Genomic DNA, 17821 nt, shown 5'->3' on the forward strand with positions numbered 1-17821 from the left:
GGAGATTCCCCTTGACCAAAGCAGACCTTGTCGACAAAGTAACTTCCCTGGGCGATCTGACACGACGCGACGGCGAAGTGATCGTCGATCTGCTCTTCGACTCCGTGATCGGTGCGCTAAAGTCTGGCGACAAGATTGAGATTCGCGGCTTCGGCAGCTTCCGCACGCGTCAGCGCAACTCACGCATCGGGCGCAACCCAAAGACGGGTGCGAAGGTGGATGTTCCGGCGAAGAAGGTTCCTTTCTTCAAGCCGTCCAAAGAGCTTCGCGACCTGGTCAACCCCAAGGGCTTGCTGAATGGCGCGGCGGTAAACGCGCATCATCCGCCACCAATGTGAACGGTGTGATGGGCTGTTGCTGGGTTCGTTGTTTTTTGGTGCGCGGGGGCAAATCTCTCGTATGCTGATACCCACATGATCCCTGCTGTTCAGACCACTGCCCTTACCCGGAGCTTCGGCGAGTTTACCGCCGTACGGGATGTCAATCTCAGCGTCGCCCCGGGTCAGTTTTTTGGATTCCTGGGGCCTAACGGCGCGGGTAAATCCACCACGATCAAGATGCTGACCGGCCTTCTGGCTCCGAGCTCCGGGTCGATCCAGATCCTGGGCGAGTCATTGACCGCTGAGACGGTGGAGCTGAAGCGCCATATCGGCGTGGTGCCGGAGGGGCTGGCGCTGTTTGGGCGGCTGACCGCTCCTGAATACCTCCGCTTTGTAGGGCAGATGTATGGGCTGGACGCCGGGGTGACGGCGCAGCGCTCGGCTGAACTGCTGGATTTTATGAGCCTCACGGGCGACAGCAAGAAGCTGATTACGGACTTTTCCCACGGAATGCAGAAGAAGCTGGCGCTCTCCGCAGCGGTGATTCATGGGCCCAAGGTTCTGTTTCTGGATGAGCCGTTTGAGGGTGTGGATGCGATTGCGGCGGGTACGCTGAAGTCGATGCTGCAGGGCATGATTGCGCGTGGGGCGACGATCTTTCTTACCTCGCATGTGCTGGAGATTGTGGAGCGGCTTTGCACGCATGTGGCGATCATCCAGAAGGGATCGCTGGTGGCGCAGGGGTCGCTGGAGGAGCTGCGGGCGGGTGTGCAGGCGCAGCATCCTGAGTCCGGACGGACGGAGAAGGCGACGCTCGAGGAGATCTTCCTGAATGTGCTGGGGACGACCGGCGTTGCGCCGCCGGAGCAGGAGCTTTCATGGCTGGGCTAACCGAGCGCCTGCCGCCGGTTCCGGCTTCCGCGCAGTTCAAGGCTGTGGCGTATCTGCGTTGGCGGCTGTTCGCCAATACCTTCCGGCGTAAGGAAGGGATCGGGGAGCTGGCGGCGAAGATCATTATTTATCCGATCTCGCTGCTGTTTCTGGCGGGGCCGGTGGCGGGGGCTACGTTCGGGTCTTATTACGCGATCTCGGAGAGCCACGTCGAGCTGATGGCGGTGGTCTTCTGGGTGATCTTTCTACTGCAGGTGGTGGTGAGCATCAACATTGCGCCGCCGGGGCTGAGCTTCGACCCCGAATCGCTGATCCGCTTCCCTCTCAGCTTTCCGCGATACCTGGTGATCCGGCTGTTTCTGGGGCTGCTGAGCGCTTCCACGATTGCGGGGACGTGTGCGCTGCTGGGTGCGGCTGTGGGTGTTTCGGTGGCGCGGCCGGAGCTGGGGGTGATTGCGTTTGCGGCGGCGATTGCGCTGGCCGTGACGAATATGTTCTTCGTGCGGATGGTGTTTGCGTGGGTGGATCGGTGGCTCTCCACGCGACGTGCGCGGGAGGCGATGACGGGGCTGATCCTGCTGGGAACGGTGGTGTTCCAGTACATCAATGTGACCTTCAACGGAATTGGCGGGCACACATCTCGCGCGGGGCAGGCGGCGGCGCAGGCGGCGAAGCTTGCGCGGGTGGAGCATCTTTACCAGGCGGCATCACCGTTGCTGATGCATCTGCCGCCGGGCCTGGCTGCCGCGGCGATCCTGGATCAGACGCTGCACAGCCCATCGCTGGCGGTGATTCAGATTCTGGGGATTGGGTTGTTTGGGGCGTTCTTCCTGGCGGTGTTTGCCTGGCGGATGCAGTTCGAGTTTGGAGGCGAGAATCTTTCCGAAGCGAACGTGAGCCCGGAAGCCGCGCCGAGAGGCTCCCATATAGTGGTTGAGACGCCTGCTCCGGTTCGGACTTATGGCTTGTCGCCGATCGTGGCGGCGTGCCTCCAGAAGGAGTTCATCTACCTGCGGCGGAATGCGGCGCAGTACTATGGGCTGCTGGTGCCCATTGCGATGGTCTTCGTCTTCGCCGGGCGCGCGGGAAGCTTTGGCCGGACCGGTTTTACGTTTCCGGCTGCTGTGGTTTACAGCTTTCTCGGAATCTCCACCCTAAGCTATAACGCTCTGGGGCTGGATGCGGCGGGGGTGCAGGGATATTTCCTGGCGCCGATCCGGATGCGGAGCGTGTTCATTGCCAAGAACATCTTTGCCTTTGGGCTGGCGGCACTGCAACTGGTGCTGATCTATGCGCTGCTATTTTTTACCTCCGGGCCGCCGCCTGCTCTGATCGCCATCGAGACGGTCTGCTGGCTGGTGTTTGCGACGTTTGCGAACGTGACGATCGGCAATATGCGCTCGCTGACCTCCCCCAAGAAGATGGACCCGAGCAAGCTGGCGCGGAAGCAGGCGTCGCAGATGAGTGCGCTGATCAGCATCGGGTTCATGCTGATTGCGGCAGGGATTGGCGCGGGACTTTACCTTCTGGGCAAGGCGCTGGAACTGCCGTGGCTGCCGATTCCGGCTTTGTTGGCGCTTGCGGCGGGAGCGATTGCACTCTACGCGGCTGGACTGAATCGTGTGGATGCCATGGCGTACACGCACCGCGAGATCATCCTGGAAGAGCTCTGCAAGGCGTCCTGATCAGGCTGGATCGAAGCCGATGATGCCCATCCCGCGGCCGGTGAAGCCAGCTTCGGCCCGGTGGGAGAAGTACTTTCGAGCGCCGTTTATCCGAGAGCAGGCCGTACATTCCCCGATGACGGTGATCTGCTCCGGGGCGAGACCGGCGGCGAGCAACTGGCGGCGGTTGGCCTCCCAGAGGTCGAGGTGGGTTCCGCGCGAGAAGAGCTCCGAGCCGTACTCGAACTCCTGGCTGAAGGTCTTCTGCAGGTCCGGGCCGACCTCATAACAGCAGCTTCCGATGGATGGTCCGACCGCCGCGACCAAATCCCCCACTTTTGCGCCAAGCTCGTCCACCATTTGGGCGACGCCGATCTCGACGATTCTGGCGGCGGTGCCTCGCCATCCGGCATGGAAGGCTCCTGCGATTCCCCGCTGCACATCCGCGACCAGCACTGGCACGCAGTCTGCTGCAAGGATACCCAGCATGACTCCGGGTTGGTTGGTGATGAGGCCGTCGGCCTCCACGCTACCCGGAGTGTAAGCCGCGTCCACGCGCTCGATGCGAGCCGAGTGAATCTGCCGGACTGTCTTAATCTCGGCGCCGTCCCATCGATCCCCGCCTAAGGTCTGCAGGAGCAGCCGCCGATTTGCGAGGACGCGGTCGCGTTCATCATCGGCGGTGAGACCCAGATTCAGTTCTCCCTGCTGTCCGCCTGTGTAAATCTGCGAAACTCCGCCTATTCGCGTGCTGAAGCCATGTCTGAGTCCCGGGATTTGGTCCCACCCTGTTGCCCGCAGCACCGGAATCACCATGAGAAGAGTGTAGACCCGGCGTAAACCTTCCCGAAATGGGAACGTCTATCTGTCCCGAATGCGTATTATTAGTCGGGGCAGCCTGCGAAACTCGCAAATCCGCAATATATTGCGCCCGGTCTGTTAGCATTTGCATCCTAACCCGGTGGTCTGTAAGATACCGCGTTTATAAGCAGTTCGGCCACCGAACGCAGAACGAAAACGAGAAATAACATTGCCTAACTCTACCGCTCAGCTTCTCCGCTCCCGCATCGGCAAGGTATGCGTCGCCATTACTGGCGCAACCGCTGCTGAAATGCTGGAGCGTGCCTCCCTCGCCGTCAAGGAAACGCCTTTTTTAGAGTTTCGTCTCGACTACCTATCCAAACCCGCTGCGGCGCTGCCTGAGTTCAAGCAGTTCCTGGCTGCAAACAATGCGGCGACGGCCATCGCGACCTGCCGCCGGGCTGAAAATGGTGGGCGCTATAAGGGCTCTGCCGCCTCCGAGCTGGAGATTCTGGTAGAAGCGGCTAACAGCGGCTTCCAGATCGTCGACCTGGAGTTGGAGTCGGCTGAAGCGCTCAAGTCTGCTGGAATCGACAAGATCCGCGCCACCAGCGCCGGGCTGATCGTCTCCTGGCACGACTTTGAGAAGACGCCGGACCTGGATAAGGTCTATGCGCGCATTGCGCCGTTTGAGCCCGACTTCGTTAAGATCGTCCCAACCGCGCAGTGCCTGACCGACAACGTGAAGTTGATGCGGTTTATTGAGCGCATGAGCGACGAAGCCAGCATCGTGGGTGTTTGTATGGGGGACTCCGGGATCATCTCGCGAGTGCTCGGAGTCCGCGCCGGATCGACCTTTACCTTTGCTGCCGCAACGGTCGGAGAAGAGACCGCGCCTGGTCAGATTCTGGCTCGGACGCTGCTTGAGACGTATCGGATCGCAGAGGTTGACGCAGCTACCAAGGTCTACGGTGTCGCGGGCGACCCGGTGAACAAATCCCTTTCCCCGCTGATGATGAATACAGCCTTCCGTCGCGAGACGGTCAACGCCGTCTACCTGGCGCTGCAGGCGACCGACGTCACGGACCTGGTGAAGCTGATCCAGGAGATTCCAATCCAGGGCGTCTCCATCACCATGCCGCACAAGCAGAGCATCATGGCGCACCTGGCGCATACCGATCCGCTTTCGGCCAAGATTGGTGCCTGCAATACCGTGCTGCGGGTACCGCCTTCGGCTGGTGAACCGGCCAAGCTGTATGGCTTCAACACCGACGTGCAAGGCATCCTGATTCCGCTGCAGAAGCGTATCGAACTCAAGGGTGCCAAGGCTCTGGTGCTGGGCGCGGGTGGTTCGGCGCGGGCGGCTGTGTTTGCGCTGCGCGATAAGGGTGCGGAGGTCTTCATCCTGAATCGCACGCTGGAGACTGCGGCGAAGCTCGCCAAGCAGTCCGGAGCCAAGGTGATCAAGCGCGAGGCGCTGCTGAAGTCCACCTTCGACGTCATCATCAATGCGACTCCTGTGGGAATGTCCGGCCAGTCGGTCGAACCGATCCTGACCGCAGCTGAGCTCAAGACGACCAAGCTGGTCTTTGACCTGGTCTACAACCCTGTGGATACGCCGCTGCTGAAGCAGGCTCGGAGCCTGGGACTCAGCGTCATTACCGGCGTGGAGATGTTCGTGCAGCAGGGTGCGCGGCAGTTCGAGATCTGGACCGGCAAGCCTGCGCCCGAGGACGAGATGCTGAAGGTCGTGATCCATGCGCTGCGTCAGCAGTATGGCGGGATGGTTGAGCCTGAGGCCGCGCCTGCTCGGGTTGCGGAGGTTGAAGAGGTCGAAGAGGCCGTCCAACCTGAGCCGGAGCCTGCAGCCAAGCCTAAGGTGACGACCAAGGCTGCTGTGAAGAAGGCACCTGCAAAGGCTGCTCCTGCCAAAGCCAAGCGCTAACGGGTCGATTTTCCACCTTATTTCCGGGGCTCTCACGCGGTTTCAACCGGGTGAGAGCCCCGGAGGCGTTTAAGGCAGGCGTCAATCGCTAAGTCAATCGCTAAACTGGAGGTGTGAGTCAGTTTTGTGATGTTGCGCTGCCTGTGCCGCTGGACCGGACGTTTATCTATTCGGTTGGGCCGGTGGTGCCGTGCGTTGGGGCGCGGGTGCTGGTGCCGTTTGGCGGACAGCGGTTGATGGGTGTGGTGGTGCGGGTGCATGATGCGCCTCCGGGGGATGGCGTCGAGGTCAAGCCGGTTCAGAGTGTGATGGACGACGACGCGCTGCTGGGCGAGGAGATGATGCGCCTGGCTGCCTGGGTGGCGGAGTACTACTGCGCACCGCTGGGTGAGGTGCTGCGTGGGATGTTGCCGCTTTCGGCTGAGGTGAAGCGGCAATGGACGTACCGGATCGGCGAGGCGGGACGACGGGTTTTGTATGAGGGGGCGGCGAAGGGGTCTTCGCGGCGATCACGGCTGACGCCGGAGGAGCAGAACCGCGAGTACGCGGTGCTGAACTACCTGGAGAATGGCGAGCCGGCCAAGGCGGGTGCGCTGCGGTCTGCCACGGGGGCGAATCGGGGGCTGCTCGAGGGGATGGTGAAGAAGAAGTGGCTGGTGCGGGAGGCACTGGCTGAGGAGCGGGACGCTCGGCGGGTGGTGAGGGTGGCGGTGCTGGTCGAGCTTGGAATGATCGTTGGGTCGATAGGTTCTGGGAAGGCCGGCTTTGCCGATGCCCACCCTAATCGCGATGAGACTGCGATGAGGATGGGGCACACGAATCTTGAGGAAGTCCCTGCTTCAGAGGAACTGCCTGCAGGTACGGGGCGGCTGCCGAAGCTGAATGAGAATCAGCTTGCGATCATGGCGGAGCTGGCTGCGGTGGGTGGGCGGCTGGGGGTTGCGGAGTTGAAGGCTCGGTTGATCCGGGCGGGAGTGCCGGGATCGTCGCTGGTGACGCTGGTCAAGCGCGGGCTGGTGGCGATCGAGGAGGAGGCTGAGGGCTTCCACATGGGCTCGGGCGGCGGGAAGAAGGGTGCGCATGAGCATCTGCTGAACGAGGAGCAGATGGAGGCGGTGGGGACGATTGCGGCAGCAATGGAGAAGGGTGGATTTCGACCGCATCTGCTCTATGGCGTCACCGGCTCCGGCAAAACAGCGGTTTACTTTGCTGCGATGCGGCGGGCGCTCGCGGCGGGGAGGTCTTCCCTGCTGCTGGTGCCGGAGATTGGGCTAACACCGGCAATGGCGGGGCAGATGTTCGCGGCGTTCGGCGAGGAGGTGGCTCTGCTGCACTCCGGGTTGACGCCGGATGAGCGGGCCGAGCAGTGGCATCGCATCCGCCGGGGGGAGGCGCGAATCGTGGTGGGGACGCGGTCGGCGGTGTTTGCGCCGGTGCGGGAGCTTGGGTTGGTCATCGTGGACGAGGAACATGACTCCAGCTACAAGCAGGAGGAGTCGCCGCGATACCACGGGCGGGACGTGGCGGTGATGCGGGCTAAGCTTAGCGATGCTGTGGTGGTGCTGGGGTCGGCTACTCCCTCGCTCGAGAGCTGGGCGAACGCGGAGCGGGGGCGGTATGCGCTGATCGAGGTGACAAAGCGCGTGGCGAACAGGCCGCTCCCGGTGGTGGAACTGGTGGATATGCGGGCGGAGTTTCGTGAGGCGGGCAAGGAAGATATCTTCTCGCGGAGGCTGGTGGAGGAGACCCGCGCGGCGCTCGACCGCGGGGAGCAGGTAATTCTGCTGCTGAACCGGCGGGGGTACTCGTCCGTGGTCATGTGCCGGAGCTGCGGGGAGAAAGTAGAGTGCGAGAACTGCGCGCTTTCCATGACGTATCACCGGCCCGCGGCGGATTCGCCCGACGGGATTGCGCAGCCGGGGCAGCGGCTGGAATGCCACTTCTGCGGCTTCAGGCGGCGGGTGCCAGAGAACTGCCCCAAGTGCCAGAGCGAGCACCTGTACTTCATGGGGGCGGGGTCGCAGCAGGGCGAAGAGAAGCTGCAGGAGCTGTTTCCGGAGGCGAGGATCGGCCGCATGGACCGTGATACCGTGCGCGGGCGCGGGGATATGGAGCGGCTGCTCAACCGGCTGCACGCCGGGGAGATCAACCTGCTGGTGGGCACGCAGATGATCGCCAAGGGCCATGACATCCATGGGGTGACGCTGGTGGGTGTGATTGGCGCGGATTATGCGTTGGGGATGCCGGACTTTCGCGCGGCGGAGCGGGTGTTTCAGTTGCTGACGCAGGTCTCGGGACGTGCGGGGCGAGGAGACCTGCCAGGGAAGGTGCTCGTCCAGACCTACCATACCGATCACTACGCGGTGAAGTTTGCGGCGAAGCACGACTACGTGGGGTTTGTGGGCAAGGAGATGCAGTTCAGGCGCAGTCTGCAGTATCCGCCGTTCGCGGTGCTAGCGAACGTGGTGCTGGTCAGCGAGAAGCTGGAAGAGGCGGCGGCCTGGTCGGCGGAGATCGGGCGCTGGTTCAAGCAGGCCAGGCCTGTAGGGGTGAAGGTGCTTGGGCCGGCTGCCGCGCCGATCGTGCGGCTGAAACGCATCTACCGCTTTCACTTCGTGCTGAAAGCGGAGCGGCGGCGTGCGCTTGGAGATGCGCTGCGGGGAATGCTGGAGTTTGCGGCGGAGGCAGGGGTGCCCCGGCGCAGCCTGATAGTGGATGTGGACGCGATCAGCTTCTCCTGACCGCACTCCGGATGGGTCTTTCGGACTACCTGGACTACTCGATGACGTGCAGGTCTTTGCCCGGCTTGAAGCGGACGGCCTTGCCTGGAGCGATGCTGACCTCAGCGCCGGTGCGCGGATTGCGGCCGACGCCGGTCTTGCGGGGCTTGACGGTGAAGACGCCAAAGCCGCGTAGTTCAATGCGTTCGCCTTCGACGAGGCTCTGCTTCATGGACTCGAAGATTGCGTCGACGGCAGCTTCAGCTTTGGTTCGGACAAGTCCGGTGCGCTCGACAACGCGCTGGATAAGATCCTGTTTGATCAAGTCGTGCCTCATTTCCTGAAACGGGAGAGATAAGGGATTCAATGTTCAGACGATGTTCAGTGCCCTATGGACTCACCTTTTTCGCGGCGGGCTTGAAGCGATGGTAGAAAGGGAGATGATGATTGTCAACGGGTTAGACCTTTGCGTAACATCGAGGTTCGGCTCAAAGACGGTTTACGGAGAGGGTTGAAGGACGATGTCGATCAAGAGCGATCGTTGGATTCGCGAACAGGCGCAGGAACACGGGATGATTAAGCCCTTCAGTGAAAAACAGGTCAAGGACGGGGTGATCTCGTACGGCCTGTCTTCCTACGGGTACGACCTGCGGGTCTCAGACGAGTTCAAGATTTTCACGAACGTCAACAGCGCGATTATCGATCCGAAAGCGTTCGATGAACGGTCGTTCGTGACTGTGACGGCGGATAGCGTCATCGTTCCGCCGAATTCCTTCGCGCTGGCACGGTCGATCGAGTACTTCAAGATTCCACGAGACGTGCTGACGATCTGCGTGGGCAAGTCGACGTACGCGCGGTGCGGAATCATCGTCAACGTGACCCCATTCGAGCCTGAGTGGGAAGGCTTTGTAACGCTCGAGATCTCCAACACCACGCCGCTGCCGGCGCGTATCTATGCGAATGAAGGGCTCTGCCAGATCCTCTTCTTTCAATCGGATGAGGTGTGCGAGGTCAGCTATGCGGACCGCAAGGGCAAGTACCAGAACCAGCAGGGCATCGTCCTTCCGAAGCTGTAACGAGCAAGAAGGAATCGGGCTAGCGCGTTGAGTGGTAAGCGGAGGCCTGGATGATCACGGAAGCGGTGCAGAAGAGCGTGGCGAGGATCGGCCTGGTTGCGACCGGGCCGTTGCGCCTGCTCGGGCTACAGGCGATCATGGCTGCGCGAACCGATCTTGAGGTAATACCTCTTTCCGTGCCGCGTGCGCTTGATACAGAGGGCCTCGAGATGGTCGTCATCGACTCTGCCGTGACGGAACATCTATTTGAGTTGCTGGCAGCCTTCCGCCGGGACCGTCCTCAACTGCGCCTGATCGTGATGGGTGCGGAAAAAGACTTCGACTATATCGAGCGGGTGATCGGCGCGGGGGCCAAGGGATATCTCAGCCAGTCTGCAAGTGAGGACGAGTTGCGGATGGCACTGGACGTCGTCCGGGACGGCTCCGTGTGGGCTCCGAGAAAGGTTCTGGCGCGGCTTCTGGAACGTGCGCGTGAGGACTCTGTTCTGAGAGCTACCCTGCCCCCTGTCTTCACCAAGCGCGAGAAGGAGGTGCTCGGCTTGCTGGCAAAAGGGCATCCCAACCGGGAGATCGCGTCTGCGCTGGGCGTGGATGAAGGGTCGATTAAGGCCCATGTGGGCCGTCTGATGCGCAAGGTTGGGGTGGAAAACCGGACGGCTCTGGCGATGAAAACAGTGGAAATTCCTCTTCATTAGCTGTTTACTATTTAGTAAATTTGTATGGTTACGAAAGGTTATAGACCTCGGTACTCTTGTGAAAAGGCCCCGCTCATTGCACCTTCTTAGGAGCAACACAGACCTGGGAGAGTGGGGCTGCGACGCTCGGTGATCGCCATCGACGTTCACAGCCCCCATTTTTTTGCTCGTCCCATCGGTTGATTTCTTGCTGCTTTACTCTGAGTGCAACCCCACTACAAACGTTTTCATCTCACGAAGTGTTGAGCTGGTTCGGTCAGGCCGAACACAGACTCTCAGGCTTTGAGTTTGAAGAGGGTTGCGGAGGATTTACTCGTGAATAAGCAATTTGCAGGTTCGGTAGCTGCTTTGGCTTTGATAGCCGGAGCGGTTCAGGTTTCGATGGCACAGGGCGATAAGCCGAAGCTGGATGAGCGTCTTGGTTCCGCCAAAGCAGTGATCCAGGAGATCATGGCAACCCCTGATAAGGGCATCCCGCAGAGCATTCTTTCGAGCGCTTCGTGTGTCGTCGTCGTTCCCAGCTTCAAGAAGGGTGCGTTCGTCGTCGGCGGGCAGTACGGCCAGGGTGTTGCCACCTGCCGCACTCCCCATGGCTGGAGTTCGCCGGTGTTCGTCCGACTTGAAGGCGGAAGCTTTGGATTCCAGATTGGCGGACAGTCCACCGATCTCGTGCTGATTGCGATGAACAAGAACGGCCTGCAGGACATGCTGAAGGCGAAGTTCAAGCTTGGCGCTGACGCTGCTGCCTCTGCCGGTCCGGTAGGACGTAATGCGCAGGCTGGCACGGACTGGAAGCTCAATGCCGAGTTCCTGACCTACTCGCGGTCTAAGGGCCTGTTCGCTGGACTCGATCTGGATGGCACTGTTCTTTCGCAGAACGGCGACGATACCCGCGCCTTCTACGGCAGTGACGTTCCCTTTGAGGGCGTACTGGAAGGCAATCAGCCCACCCCTCCCGCGGCTCGTCCGTTTGTGGGAACGGTTGCCAAGTACTTCATCGTTTCGCGTGACGCACAGTAAATTGCAGTCGATTTCAGCAAAGAGCAGCCTTCGGGCTGCTCTTTGCTGTTTACTATCAACACGCGCTCTGGCTGCTGCTGAAGAGGATTTAGACTGAACTCTTGAGCGGTGGACCCCAGAACGGCGCGTGGCGCAAAGCCAGCGGGCAGGAGCGGCTCGAGTTCGCTTTTCTCTGGGTCATCGTCAAGGGGCTAGGACTGCTTCCCCGCCCGATCGCGCGGCAGATGGGTGTGTGGATTGGGAGGCTGGCCTTCAGGCTGGTGCAAAAGCTTCGCAAGGTGGGCTTGCGAAACCTGGAACTTGCCTATCCCGAACGAGATTCGGAGTGGCGCAGTGGGACGCTGGTGGGTCTATACCGCAGTCTCGGTCTGCTGATGGCAGAGTTCTGCCTCATGTCGGGTTACACCAGGGAGCAGGCGAGCGAGTTCATTGAATACGACGGTTTGGAACACTTCCTGGCGGCGCGGGATCGCGGGAAGGGCGTCCTGGTCCTGACCGGTCACTTGGGGGCGTGGGAGCTTTCCAGCTTTTATCACTCGCTGATGGGATATCCCATGGGGCTCGTCATCCGGCGGCTGGATAATCCGCTGGTGGATGCCTTCGTCAATCGGATTCGCTGCCTGCACGGCAACCGCGTGATCCACAAAGACGACTTTGCGCGTGGACTGATCGCCGCCATGCGCAACGGAGAGACGATGGGCATCCTGATGGATACCAACATGACCCCGCCGCAGGGCGTCTTCGTCCCATTCTTCGGACGCGAGGCGTGTACGGCCTCCGGTCTTGCCAAGGTGGCCATGAAGACGGATGCGGCGGTCCTGCCGGGGTTTCTACTGTGGGATGAGGCTCGCCGGAAGTACCGCCTCTGTTTTGGAGAGCCTATGACGCTGATCCGCACCGAGAACGCCGATGCGGATGTCCTGGCGAATACGGCGGCGTTTACCGCTACCATTGAGCGATACGTCCGCCAGCATCCTGAGCAGTGGCTCTGGCTGCATCGCCGCTGGAAGACGCGGCCAGCCGGCGAAGCGGGAGTTTATTGATGACGCAAGACGACGATCTGAGCCCCTACCCAACTTACTCCGACATCCGCGTGCTACTCTGCCTGCCGCTGCCTGAATCGGAGGAGGGGCCGGGACCTCTGCGAGTCTTCACCAGGGTGAGCTCGCTGGAGAATGCACAGGATGACAGCATCGTCTTTGCCACGGACGAGAGTGCGCTCCAGCAGGCGCTTGGCTCGGCCGCCGGTTTGATCCTGGCCCCACTAGCCTCTACAGCGGACGAGAACGAGGACAGGGTCATCCGGGTCAAAGATCCTCGTCTCGCCTTTGCGCGTGTCTATCAGCGGTGGTTCGCTGCTCGGCCAACCCCTGGCGTTCATGCCAGTGCTGTGGTTGGGGCCGAGGCTGTCATCGGCCAAGGGACCTCGGTTGGCGCGGGCGCGGTCGTCGAAGATGGTGCGCAGGTGGGAGCCGACTGCCAGATTGGTCCGCGCGTCGTGATTCTTGCGGGAACTACCCTGGGGGATCGGGTGAAGGTGAAGGCCGGAGCGGTCCTGGGCTCGTCCGGCTTCGGCTTTGCGCGGGACAGAAGCGGGTATATCGGCTTCCCGCAGATCGGCACCCTTGTCATTGAGGACGATGTCGAGATTGGGGCTAATTCGACGATCGACCGCGGTGCGCTGGGTGAAACCCGCATCGAACGCGGGGCCAAGATCGATAACCTGGTTCACATTGCGCATAACTGCCGCATCGGCCAGGATGTGATCATTGCCGCGCAGGTCGGCATGGCAGGGTCCACCACGATTGAGGACAACGCCATGCTGGGCGGGCAGGCCGGGTTGGGCGAGCACGTTACGATCGGCCGTGGCGTCATCCTGGGCGGCCAGGGCGGCGTCCTGCCGGGCAAGCGGATCGATGGCGAGGGCGAGATCTTCTGGGGCACGCCAGCGCAACCTGTGCGCGAGTATCTGCGGAACCTCGCCCGCATGCGGAAGCGCTGACAGCCAGATTCAGATGGAGGCTACCGGCAGGTGCATCAGATCGCTGACCATGGCGACCTCCTTCTGCACGAACGGCTCGGCGTACCGGGCTCCGGCCAGCAGGCCGTAGTGGCGAGCCGTGGCGAAGGTGCGCTCGCGAATCTCCTCCTCCGGTACGAACAATCCCCCGCCCTGCTGCTGGTTGGAGTACTGCGAGCGATAGGCCAGCAGAGATTGCAGACGGGTCTCAATATGCGGCGTGATATCGACGACGAACGTGGGCCGCACATCCGCGTAGAGGGAGGCATAGAGAATTTTGAAGGGGCGGTGAGGCTTGGCGGTGGGGTCGCCGGGCGTGACGAGCTTGCTCAATCCCGCCGTGAAGCAGGCTTCATAGCCCAAAGTGGCTGAGGTGTAGTGATCCGGGTGGCGGCCCTGCCAGTAGGGGAGGATGACGACACGCGGACGCAGACGCCGGAGTACAGCAGCCAGCTTCAGGCGATTTTCAAGTGTGTTCTGCACGTTGCCGTCGGGGAGATCGAGCGCCTCCCGATGGGAGACCTTCAGGATGCGCGCCGCGTCGTTGGCTTCGGCTTCGCGCTCGGCGGCCGTACCGCGCGTGCCTGATTCACCCTGCGTCAGGTCGAGAATCCCCGTGCGAAACCCAAGCGCCTGCTGGACGAGCAGTGTGCCCCCACAGGTCTGTTCCACATCGTCACGATGCGCTGCAATTGCGAGAATGTCGACGGTTGCCGGGGATGAGCCTGAGATCATCCCTCGATTCTAGTTCGTTCCCACGCCCAAAAAGTTTGGCCCTCCACCGCAAAGGTTGAGGGCCAAACAATCAAGTATCAGTCAGCGTATTAGTTTGCGGCGTTCGTTGCAGCGTCTATGAAAGCGACGTCAAGCGCGGTGCCCTGAACGGTGATGTTGAAGTTGTTGATCTCCGACCCATCCGCCGTATTGAACGCATGAATTTGACCGCCGTAGGCCGTGTACATCTTGTGCAGACTCTGGACCCAGCAGATGCCGGACAGCGAGCCGTAGTAGTACTGGTTGTCGTCCGTATTCGGGTAAGGAACCGTCGTACCAGCGGCGGTTGAGCCTGGAACCACATTCGCAGGAATGATCGATGCTGCACCCGTGCCCATGTCGTAGCGAGTGAGGCAGTTATAGTTCAGTCCCTGCTTGGCCCGTTCGCCGGTCGCGCAGTACTGCGATCCGATCCACAGCGTGTTGTCGTCGCCGAAGATCAGTTTGCTGTGGTTGCCGTCCGAGATGGACACCGCTGCGCTGACTGCGAGCGTGCTGAGGTTCACCTTGGTGAGACGCCCGGCGAAGAGCCCGTCCGTCTGCAGTTGCTGGCCCGCCACATAAAGATTTGATCCGTCTGAAAGCGCGACCGTCGCACCGCCAGGGATCGCCACTGTATTGGTGACGACAGCGGGGTAAGGCGCGGAGGTCGGGATCACGTTAATCGTCAGGGGAGACTGAGGCATGAAGCTGACGCTTGCACCGCCGTTGTTGCCGCCGCCGCATTCCACCCCACAGTTAAGGACGTAGGCGGTTGCACCGTCGGTTGAGAAGTATGCAGCCTGGGGGCGGTCATAGGAACCCGGTACTGGGACGACGCAGTAGACCGGAAGAATCTGCGGCTCACAGTCCACGTTTCCCGGGGGCGCGAGCCCTCCATTGTTCAGCTTCAGGACGCGATAGAGCGTGTTGGAGTTCCGCACCATCGCCAGTGCGACCGTGTCGCCCTGGTTCACGGCCACGCGGTAGGCATTCGGCAGGTTCAACGCGAAGGTGCGGCCCAGCTGATTATCGACGACAATCACCTGGCCGGCGGCTTCATCTGCCGAGTAGAAGCGAACGCCATCAGAGCCGGTTGCGACCGAGGTGCTGCCCGGAAAACTTCCTGCACTTCCCCCAGATGTCTCGGTACCGTAGTTGACGGTGGCGACTGAGTTACCGGAGGCGTTTGAGAACACATATCCGCGCAACTGCTCAGGGAAGTTCAGGATCTGGGTTGGATTGGCCCCAGAAAAACCGCTGATGAAGAAGCTCTGCTTCGTGTTCTGCACGTTGCCGCGCAGGTCGCGGTTGCCGTCGAGGATCTCCAGGGCGCCGGTGGTACCATTCGGCGTCAGCGAGACCATGACGCGATAGGCCAGCAGACTGGGCGGAATGGGCCGGCCGGCAAACGTGAACTCAGGAAACTTATAGAGCTGCTGCCCGCAGGAGGTCAACGAGAGACTGACCACCGTCAAGAGGAAGGTCATCAAAATGCCGCGGACGGCGCGTGCGGAGAAACTGCGATTTTTCAACGTGAACGACTCCAATGCGTGCGTGCAGCAACGTAAAACGAAGGCCTGCAGGCTCTCGCGAGTATACCAAACGGTGTGAAGGTGAGACGCGGACGCACGCAGTTTGGAAGCGGCGTTTGGAGCGCGCTTGCAGGTGGCTTAGGATGAAGAGATGACCGAAGTGGAGACAAAAACGGAGCTGAGAGGGGCTGCGGCACGTCTTTTTACAGGCGGGACCGTCCTGTGCGATGGCGCCATGGGCTCCATGCTGTATGGCCGCGGCATCTTCATCAACCGCTGCTACGACGAACTGAACCTCTCCCAGCCGGACTTGGTCCGCGCCGTCCACACCGAATACCTGCAGGCAGGCGCAACCGTCATTGAAACCAACACGTTCGGCGGAAACCGTATCCGCCTGGAGCGCCATGGCCTGGAAGAGAAAGTGCGCGAGATCAACCGGGCCGGAGTCCGCCTCGCCCGGGAATGTGTCCAGCAGATGGCCGAAAAGCATGCCTCCGAGGCCTTTGTCGCCGGGGCCATGGGCCCGCTTGGCATCAGAATCGGCGACGGGAACAAGGTCACGGAAGAAGAGGCTTATGCGGCCTTCGCGGTCCAGGTCAAAGCCCTGGTTGAAGGCGGACCCGGCGTCGGCGCGGACCTGCTGATCCTCGAGACCCTGATGGCGATGAACGAGGCTCGGCTCGCCATTCAAGCCGCCAAGGCGGAAGGCCAGGGTCTGCCGGTCATTGCCATGGTCACCGTCGACGTGAACGGAAACTGCCTGGACGGCACCTCTGCCGAGGAGGCTGCGCGCCTGATGACGGAGTGGGGTGCGGATGCTGTTGGCTGCAACTGTTCGGACGGGCCCGCCACGGTGCTCGCCGTGATCGAGCGCATGCGCACTGCAACGAAACTACCGCTTGCCGCCATGCCCAACGCCGGCAACCCGCGCGTCATCGACGGCCGCCACATCTACCTGACCTCGCCTGAGTATATGGCGAGCTTCGCCCGGAAGTTCATCAAGGCTGGGGCGACTTTCGTCGGCGGCTGCTGCGGAACCACCCCCCAGCACACACGCGCTATGCGCGGAGCCCTGCGAGCGATCGGAGCCCAGGAGACCGGGGTCGAGGTCGTCGAAAACGGAGGTGCAGCGGAAGCCGGAGCCGCCCGCGCCCAGAGCAAGGTCATGCCGCCTGATCTGAAGGATCGCTCTCGGGTCGGCGCAAAGATCGCAACCGGCGAGTTCGTCACGCTGGTCGAGATCGTCCCGCCCAAGGGTATCGATAGCTCCAAAGAGCTGGAAGGCGCGGAGGAGTTGCACAAGCTCGGCGTCGACGCCATCAACGTGCCGGATTCGCCCCGGGCCAGCGCCCGCATGAGTGCCATGAGCCTGTGCGTGCAGATCCAGCAGCGCGTCGGGATCGAGACCGTCCTGCACTACACCTGCCGCGACCGCAACCTGCTCAGCATCCAGAGCGACCTGCTCGGCGCGTCATCCATCGGCCTGCGCAACATCCTCTGCCTCACCGGCGACCCGCCCAAGATGGGCACCTATCCGGATGCCACCGCGGTCTTTGACGTCGATGCCATCGGCCTCACCAAGATCGTCCGCGATATGAACTACGGACTCGACATCGGCGGCCACTCGATCGGCCAATCCTGTGGCTTTACCATTGCGGTCGCGGCTAATCCCGGCGTTGTTGACATCGATAACGAGGTCCGGCGCTTCGCCGCCAAGGTGGAAGCCGGCGGCGAGTACGGCATCACCCAACCCGTCTTCGACCTGCGCCTGCTCGAGCAGTTCCTCAAGCGCATCGAGCAGTTCCGCATCCCCATGATCGCCGGCATATGGCCGCTCACCAGTGTCAAGAACGCCGAGTTCATGCGCGATCAGCTCAAGGTCCGCATGCCGGAAGAGATCCTCGCCCGCATGGGTGCAATGCCCTCCCCCGAGCACGCCAAGGCCGAGGGTATCGCCATCGCACAGGAGATGCTGGAAGAGTCCCGCGCCATGGTGCAGGGCGTGCAGGTCAGCGCGCCGTTCGGCAAATACAAGGCAGCAGCCCAAGTGTTGGGCGTGCTGTAAACAGCAGTTCGTTTGAAAGGTTCAAGGCAAAAGCATGGCGACGTTTGAAGACAAATTGACCGCTCTGGAAGCGGTGGTGGAGCGACTGGAACGCGGGGAACTATCGCTGGACGAAAGCGTGCGCCTGTTTGAAGAGGGCGTCCAGCTTTCCAACTCATGCAAGGCAGAGCTCGAACGCGCAGAAGGCAGGGTTCAGGTACTCGTTGAGACTCGGGGGAACGGGAAGGTAGAGGATCTTGAGCTCCCCGATACGGGCGACGACGAGGAAGAGGATGACGACGAGATTGAGGACCTTGGATAGGAGAGCGTAGGATTA

Annotated in this window: 16 protein-coding genes; 12 read left to right on the forward strand and 4 right to left on the reverse strand. The window is 61.5% G+C overall.

Annotation, left to right across the window (positions count from 1 at the left end; translation table 11 throughout):
* Positions 1-11 precede the first annotated feature (11 nt).
* From ACIX9_RS12935 to ACIX9_RS12945, 3 genes are all read left to right on the forward strand, one after another.
* Entirely contained in the window at positions 12-338 is a 327-nt protein-coding gene (locus ACIX9_RS12935; protein ID WP_013580930.1) for an HU family DNA-binding protein, read from the forward strand.
* 75 nt (positions 339-413) lie between these two features.
* The gene (locus ACIX9_RS12940; protein WP_013580931.1) at positions 414-1211 is read left to right on the forward strand and encodes an ABC transporter ATP-binding protein; all 798 of its coding nucleotides are present in this window, start codon (positions 414-416) and stop codon (positions 1209-1211) included.
* A complete protein-coding gene (locus ACIX9_RS12945; protein ID WP_013580932.1) occupies positions 1199-2896 on the forward strand; it encodes a hypothetical protein in 1698 nt (565 codons plus the stop codon). Before ACIX9_RS12940 ends, ACIX9_RS12945 begins: the two co-directional genes overlap by 13 nt.
* On the opposite strand, the gene pgeF is transcribed toward ACIX9_RS12945, so the two are convergent.
* Positions 2897-3691: a peptidoglycan editing factor PgeF gene (gene pgeF, locus ACIX9_RS12950; protein WP_013580933.1), complete on the reverse strand. Its 795-nt coding sequence runs from the start codon at positions 3689-3691 to the stop codon at positions 2897-2899.
* Positions 3692-3905: 214 nt separating this feature from the next.
* On the opposite strand from pgeF, the gene aroE reads away from it, so the two are divergent.
* On the forward strand, positions 3906-5621 hold the full coding sequence (gene aroE, locus ACIX9_RS12955; protein WP_013580934.1) for a shikimate dehydrogenase: 1716 nt from the start codon (positions 3906-3908) through the stop codon (positions 5619-5621).
* A 113-nt stretch (positions 5622-5734) separates the two neighbouring features.
* Positions 5735-8362, forward strand: coding sequence for a replication restart helicase PriA (priA, locus tag ACIX9_RS12960; protein ID WP_013580935.1), 2628 nt, complete (start codon positions 5735-5737; stop codon positions 8360-8362).
* Positions 8363-8396: 34 nt separating this feature from the next.
* Here priA and ACIX9_RS12965 read toward each other — a convergent pair whose 3' ends face one another.
* Positions 8397-8666 (reverse strand): HU family DNA-binding protein, encoded by a 270-nt coding sequence (locus ACIX9_RS12965; protein ID WP_041597106.1) that lies wholly within the window; start codon positions 8664-8666, stop codon positions 8397-8399.
* 196 nt (positions 8667-8862) lie between these two features.
* Between ACIX9_RS12965 and dcd the strand changes: the two genes are divergently transcribed.
* The 5 genes from dcd (at position 8863) to lpxD (ending at position 13134) form a co-directional block, all read left to right on the forward strand.
* Positions 8863-9417: a dCTP deaminase gene (gene dcd, locus ACIX9_RS12970; RefSeq protein ID WP_013580937.1), complete on the forward strand. Its 555-nt coding sequence runs from the start codon at positions 8863-8865 to the stop codon at positions 9415-9417.
* A 50-nt stretch (positions 9418-9467) separates the two neighbouring features.
* Positions 9468-10112: a response regulator transcription factor gene (locus ACIX9_RS12975; protein WP_013580938.1), complete on the forward strand. Its 645-nt coding sequence runs from the start codon at positions 9468-9470 to the stop codon at positions 10110-10112.
* Positions 10113-10427: 315 nt separating this feature from the next.
* A complete protein-coding gene (locus ACIX9_RS12980) occupies positions 10428-11132 on the forward strand; it encodes a lipid-binding SYLF domain-containing protein (protein WP_013580939.1) in 705 nt (234 codons plus the stop codon).
* Positions 11133-11233: 101 nt separating this feature from the next.
* Positions 11234-12175 carry a lysophospholipid acyltransferase family protein gene (locus ACIX9_RS12985; protein WP_013580940.1) on the forward strand — a complete coding sequence of 314 codons (942 nt, stop codon included), beginning with the start codon at positions 11234-11236 and terminating at the stop codon, positions 12173-12175.
* Positions 12175-13134, forward strand: coding sequence for a UDP-3-O-(3-hydroxymyristoyl)glucosamine N-acyltransferase (gene lpxD, locus ACIX9_RS12990; protein WP_013580941.1), 960 nt, complete (start codon positions 12175-12177; stop codon positions 13132-13134). The genes ACIX9_RS12985 and lpxD overlap by 1 nt, the downstream gene beginning before the upstream one ends.
* Before the next feature lie 9 nt (positions 13135-13143).
* Here lpxD and bshB1 read toward each other — a convergent pair whose 3' ends face one another.
* Together bshB1 and ACIX9_RS13000 are read right to left on the reverse strand one after the other, a co-directional pair.
* Positions 13144-13887 carry a bacillithiol biosynthesis deacetylase BshB1 gene (gene bshB1, locus ACIX9_RS12995; RefSeq protein WP_013580942.1) on the reverse strand — a complete coding sequence of 248 codons (744 nt, stop codon included), beginning with the start codon at positions 13885-13887 and terminating at the stop codon, positions 13144-13146.
* Positions 13888-13976: 89 nt separating this feature from the next.
* The gene (locus ACIX9_RS13000) at positions 13977-15440 is read right to left on the reverse strand and encodes a hypothetical protein (RefSeq protein ID WP_013580943.1); all 1464 of its coding nucleotides are present in this window, start codon (positions 15438-15440) and stop codon (positions 13977-13979) included.
* Positions 15441-15591: 151 nt separating this feature from the next.
* Here ACIX9_RS13000 and ACIX9_RS13005 point away from each other — a divergent pair, with 151 nt between their 5' ends.
* Both ACIX9_RS13005 and ACIX9_RS13010 read left to right on the forward strand, forming a co-directional pair.
* Positions 15592-17505 (forward strand): bifunctional homocysteine S-methyltransferase/methylenetetrahydrofolate reductase, encoded by a 1914-nt coding sequence (locus tag ACIX9_RS13005; RefSeq protein ID WP_013580944.1) that lies wholly within the window; start codon positions 15592-15594, stop codon positions 17503-17505.
* Between the two features lie 34 nt (positions 17506-17539).
* Positions 17540-17806, forward strand: coding sequence for an exodeoxyribonuclease VII small subunit (locus ACIX9_RS13010; RefSeq protein ID WP_013580945.1), 267 nt, complete (start codon positions 17540-17542; stop codon positions 17804-17806).
* Positions 17807-17821 lie beyond the last annotated feature (15 nt).

Origin of the sequence: Granulicella tundricola MP5ACTX9, from assembly GCF_000178975.2 — a bacterium.
GTDB lineage: Bacteria > Acidobacteriota > Terriglobia > Terriglobales > Acidobacteriaceae > Edaphobacter > Edaphobacter tundricola.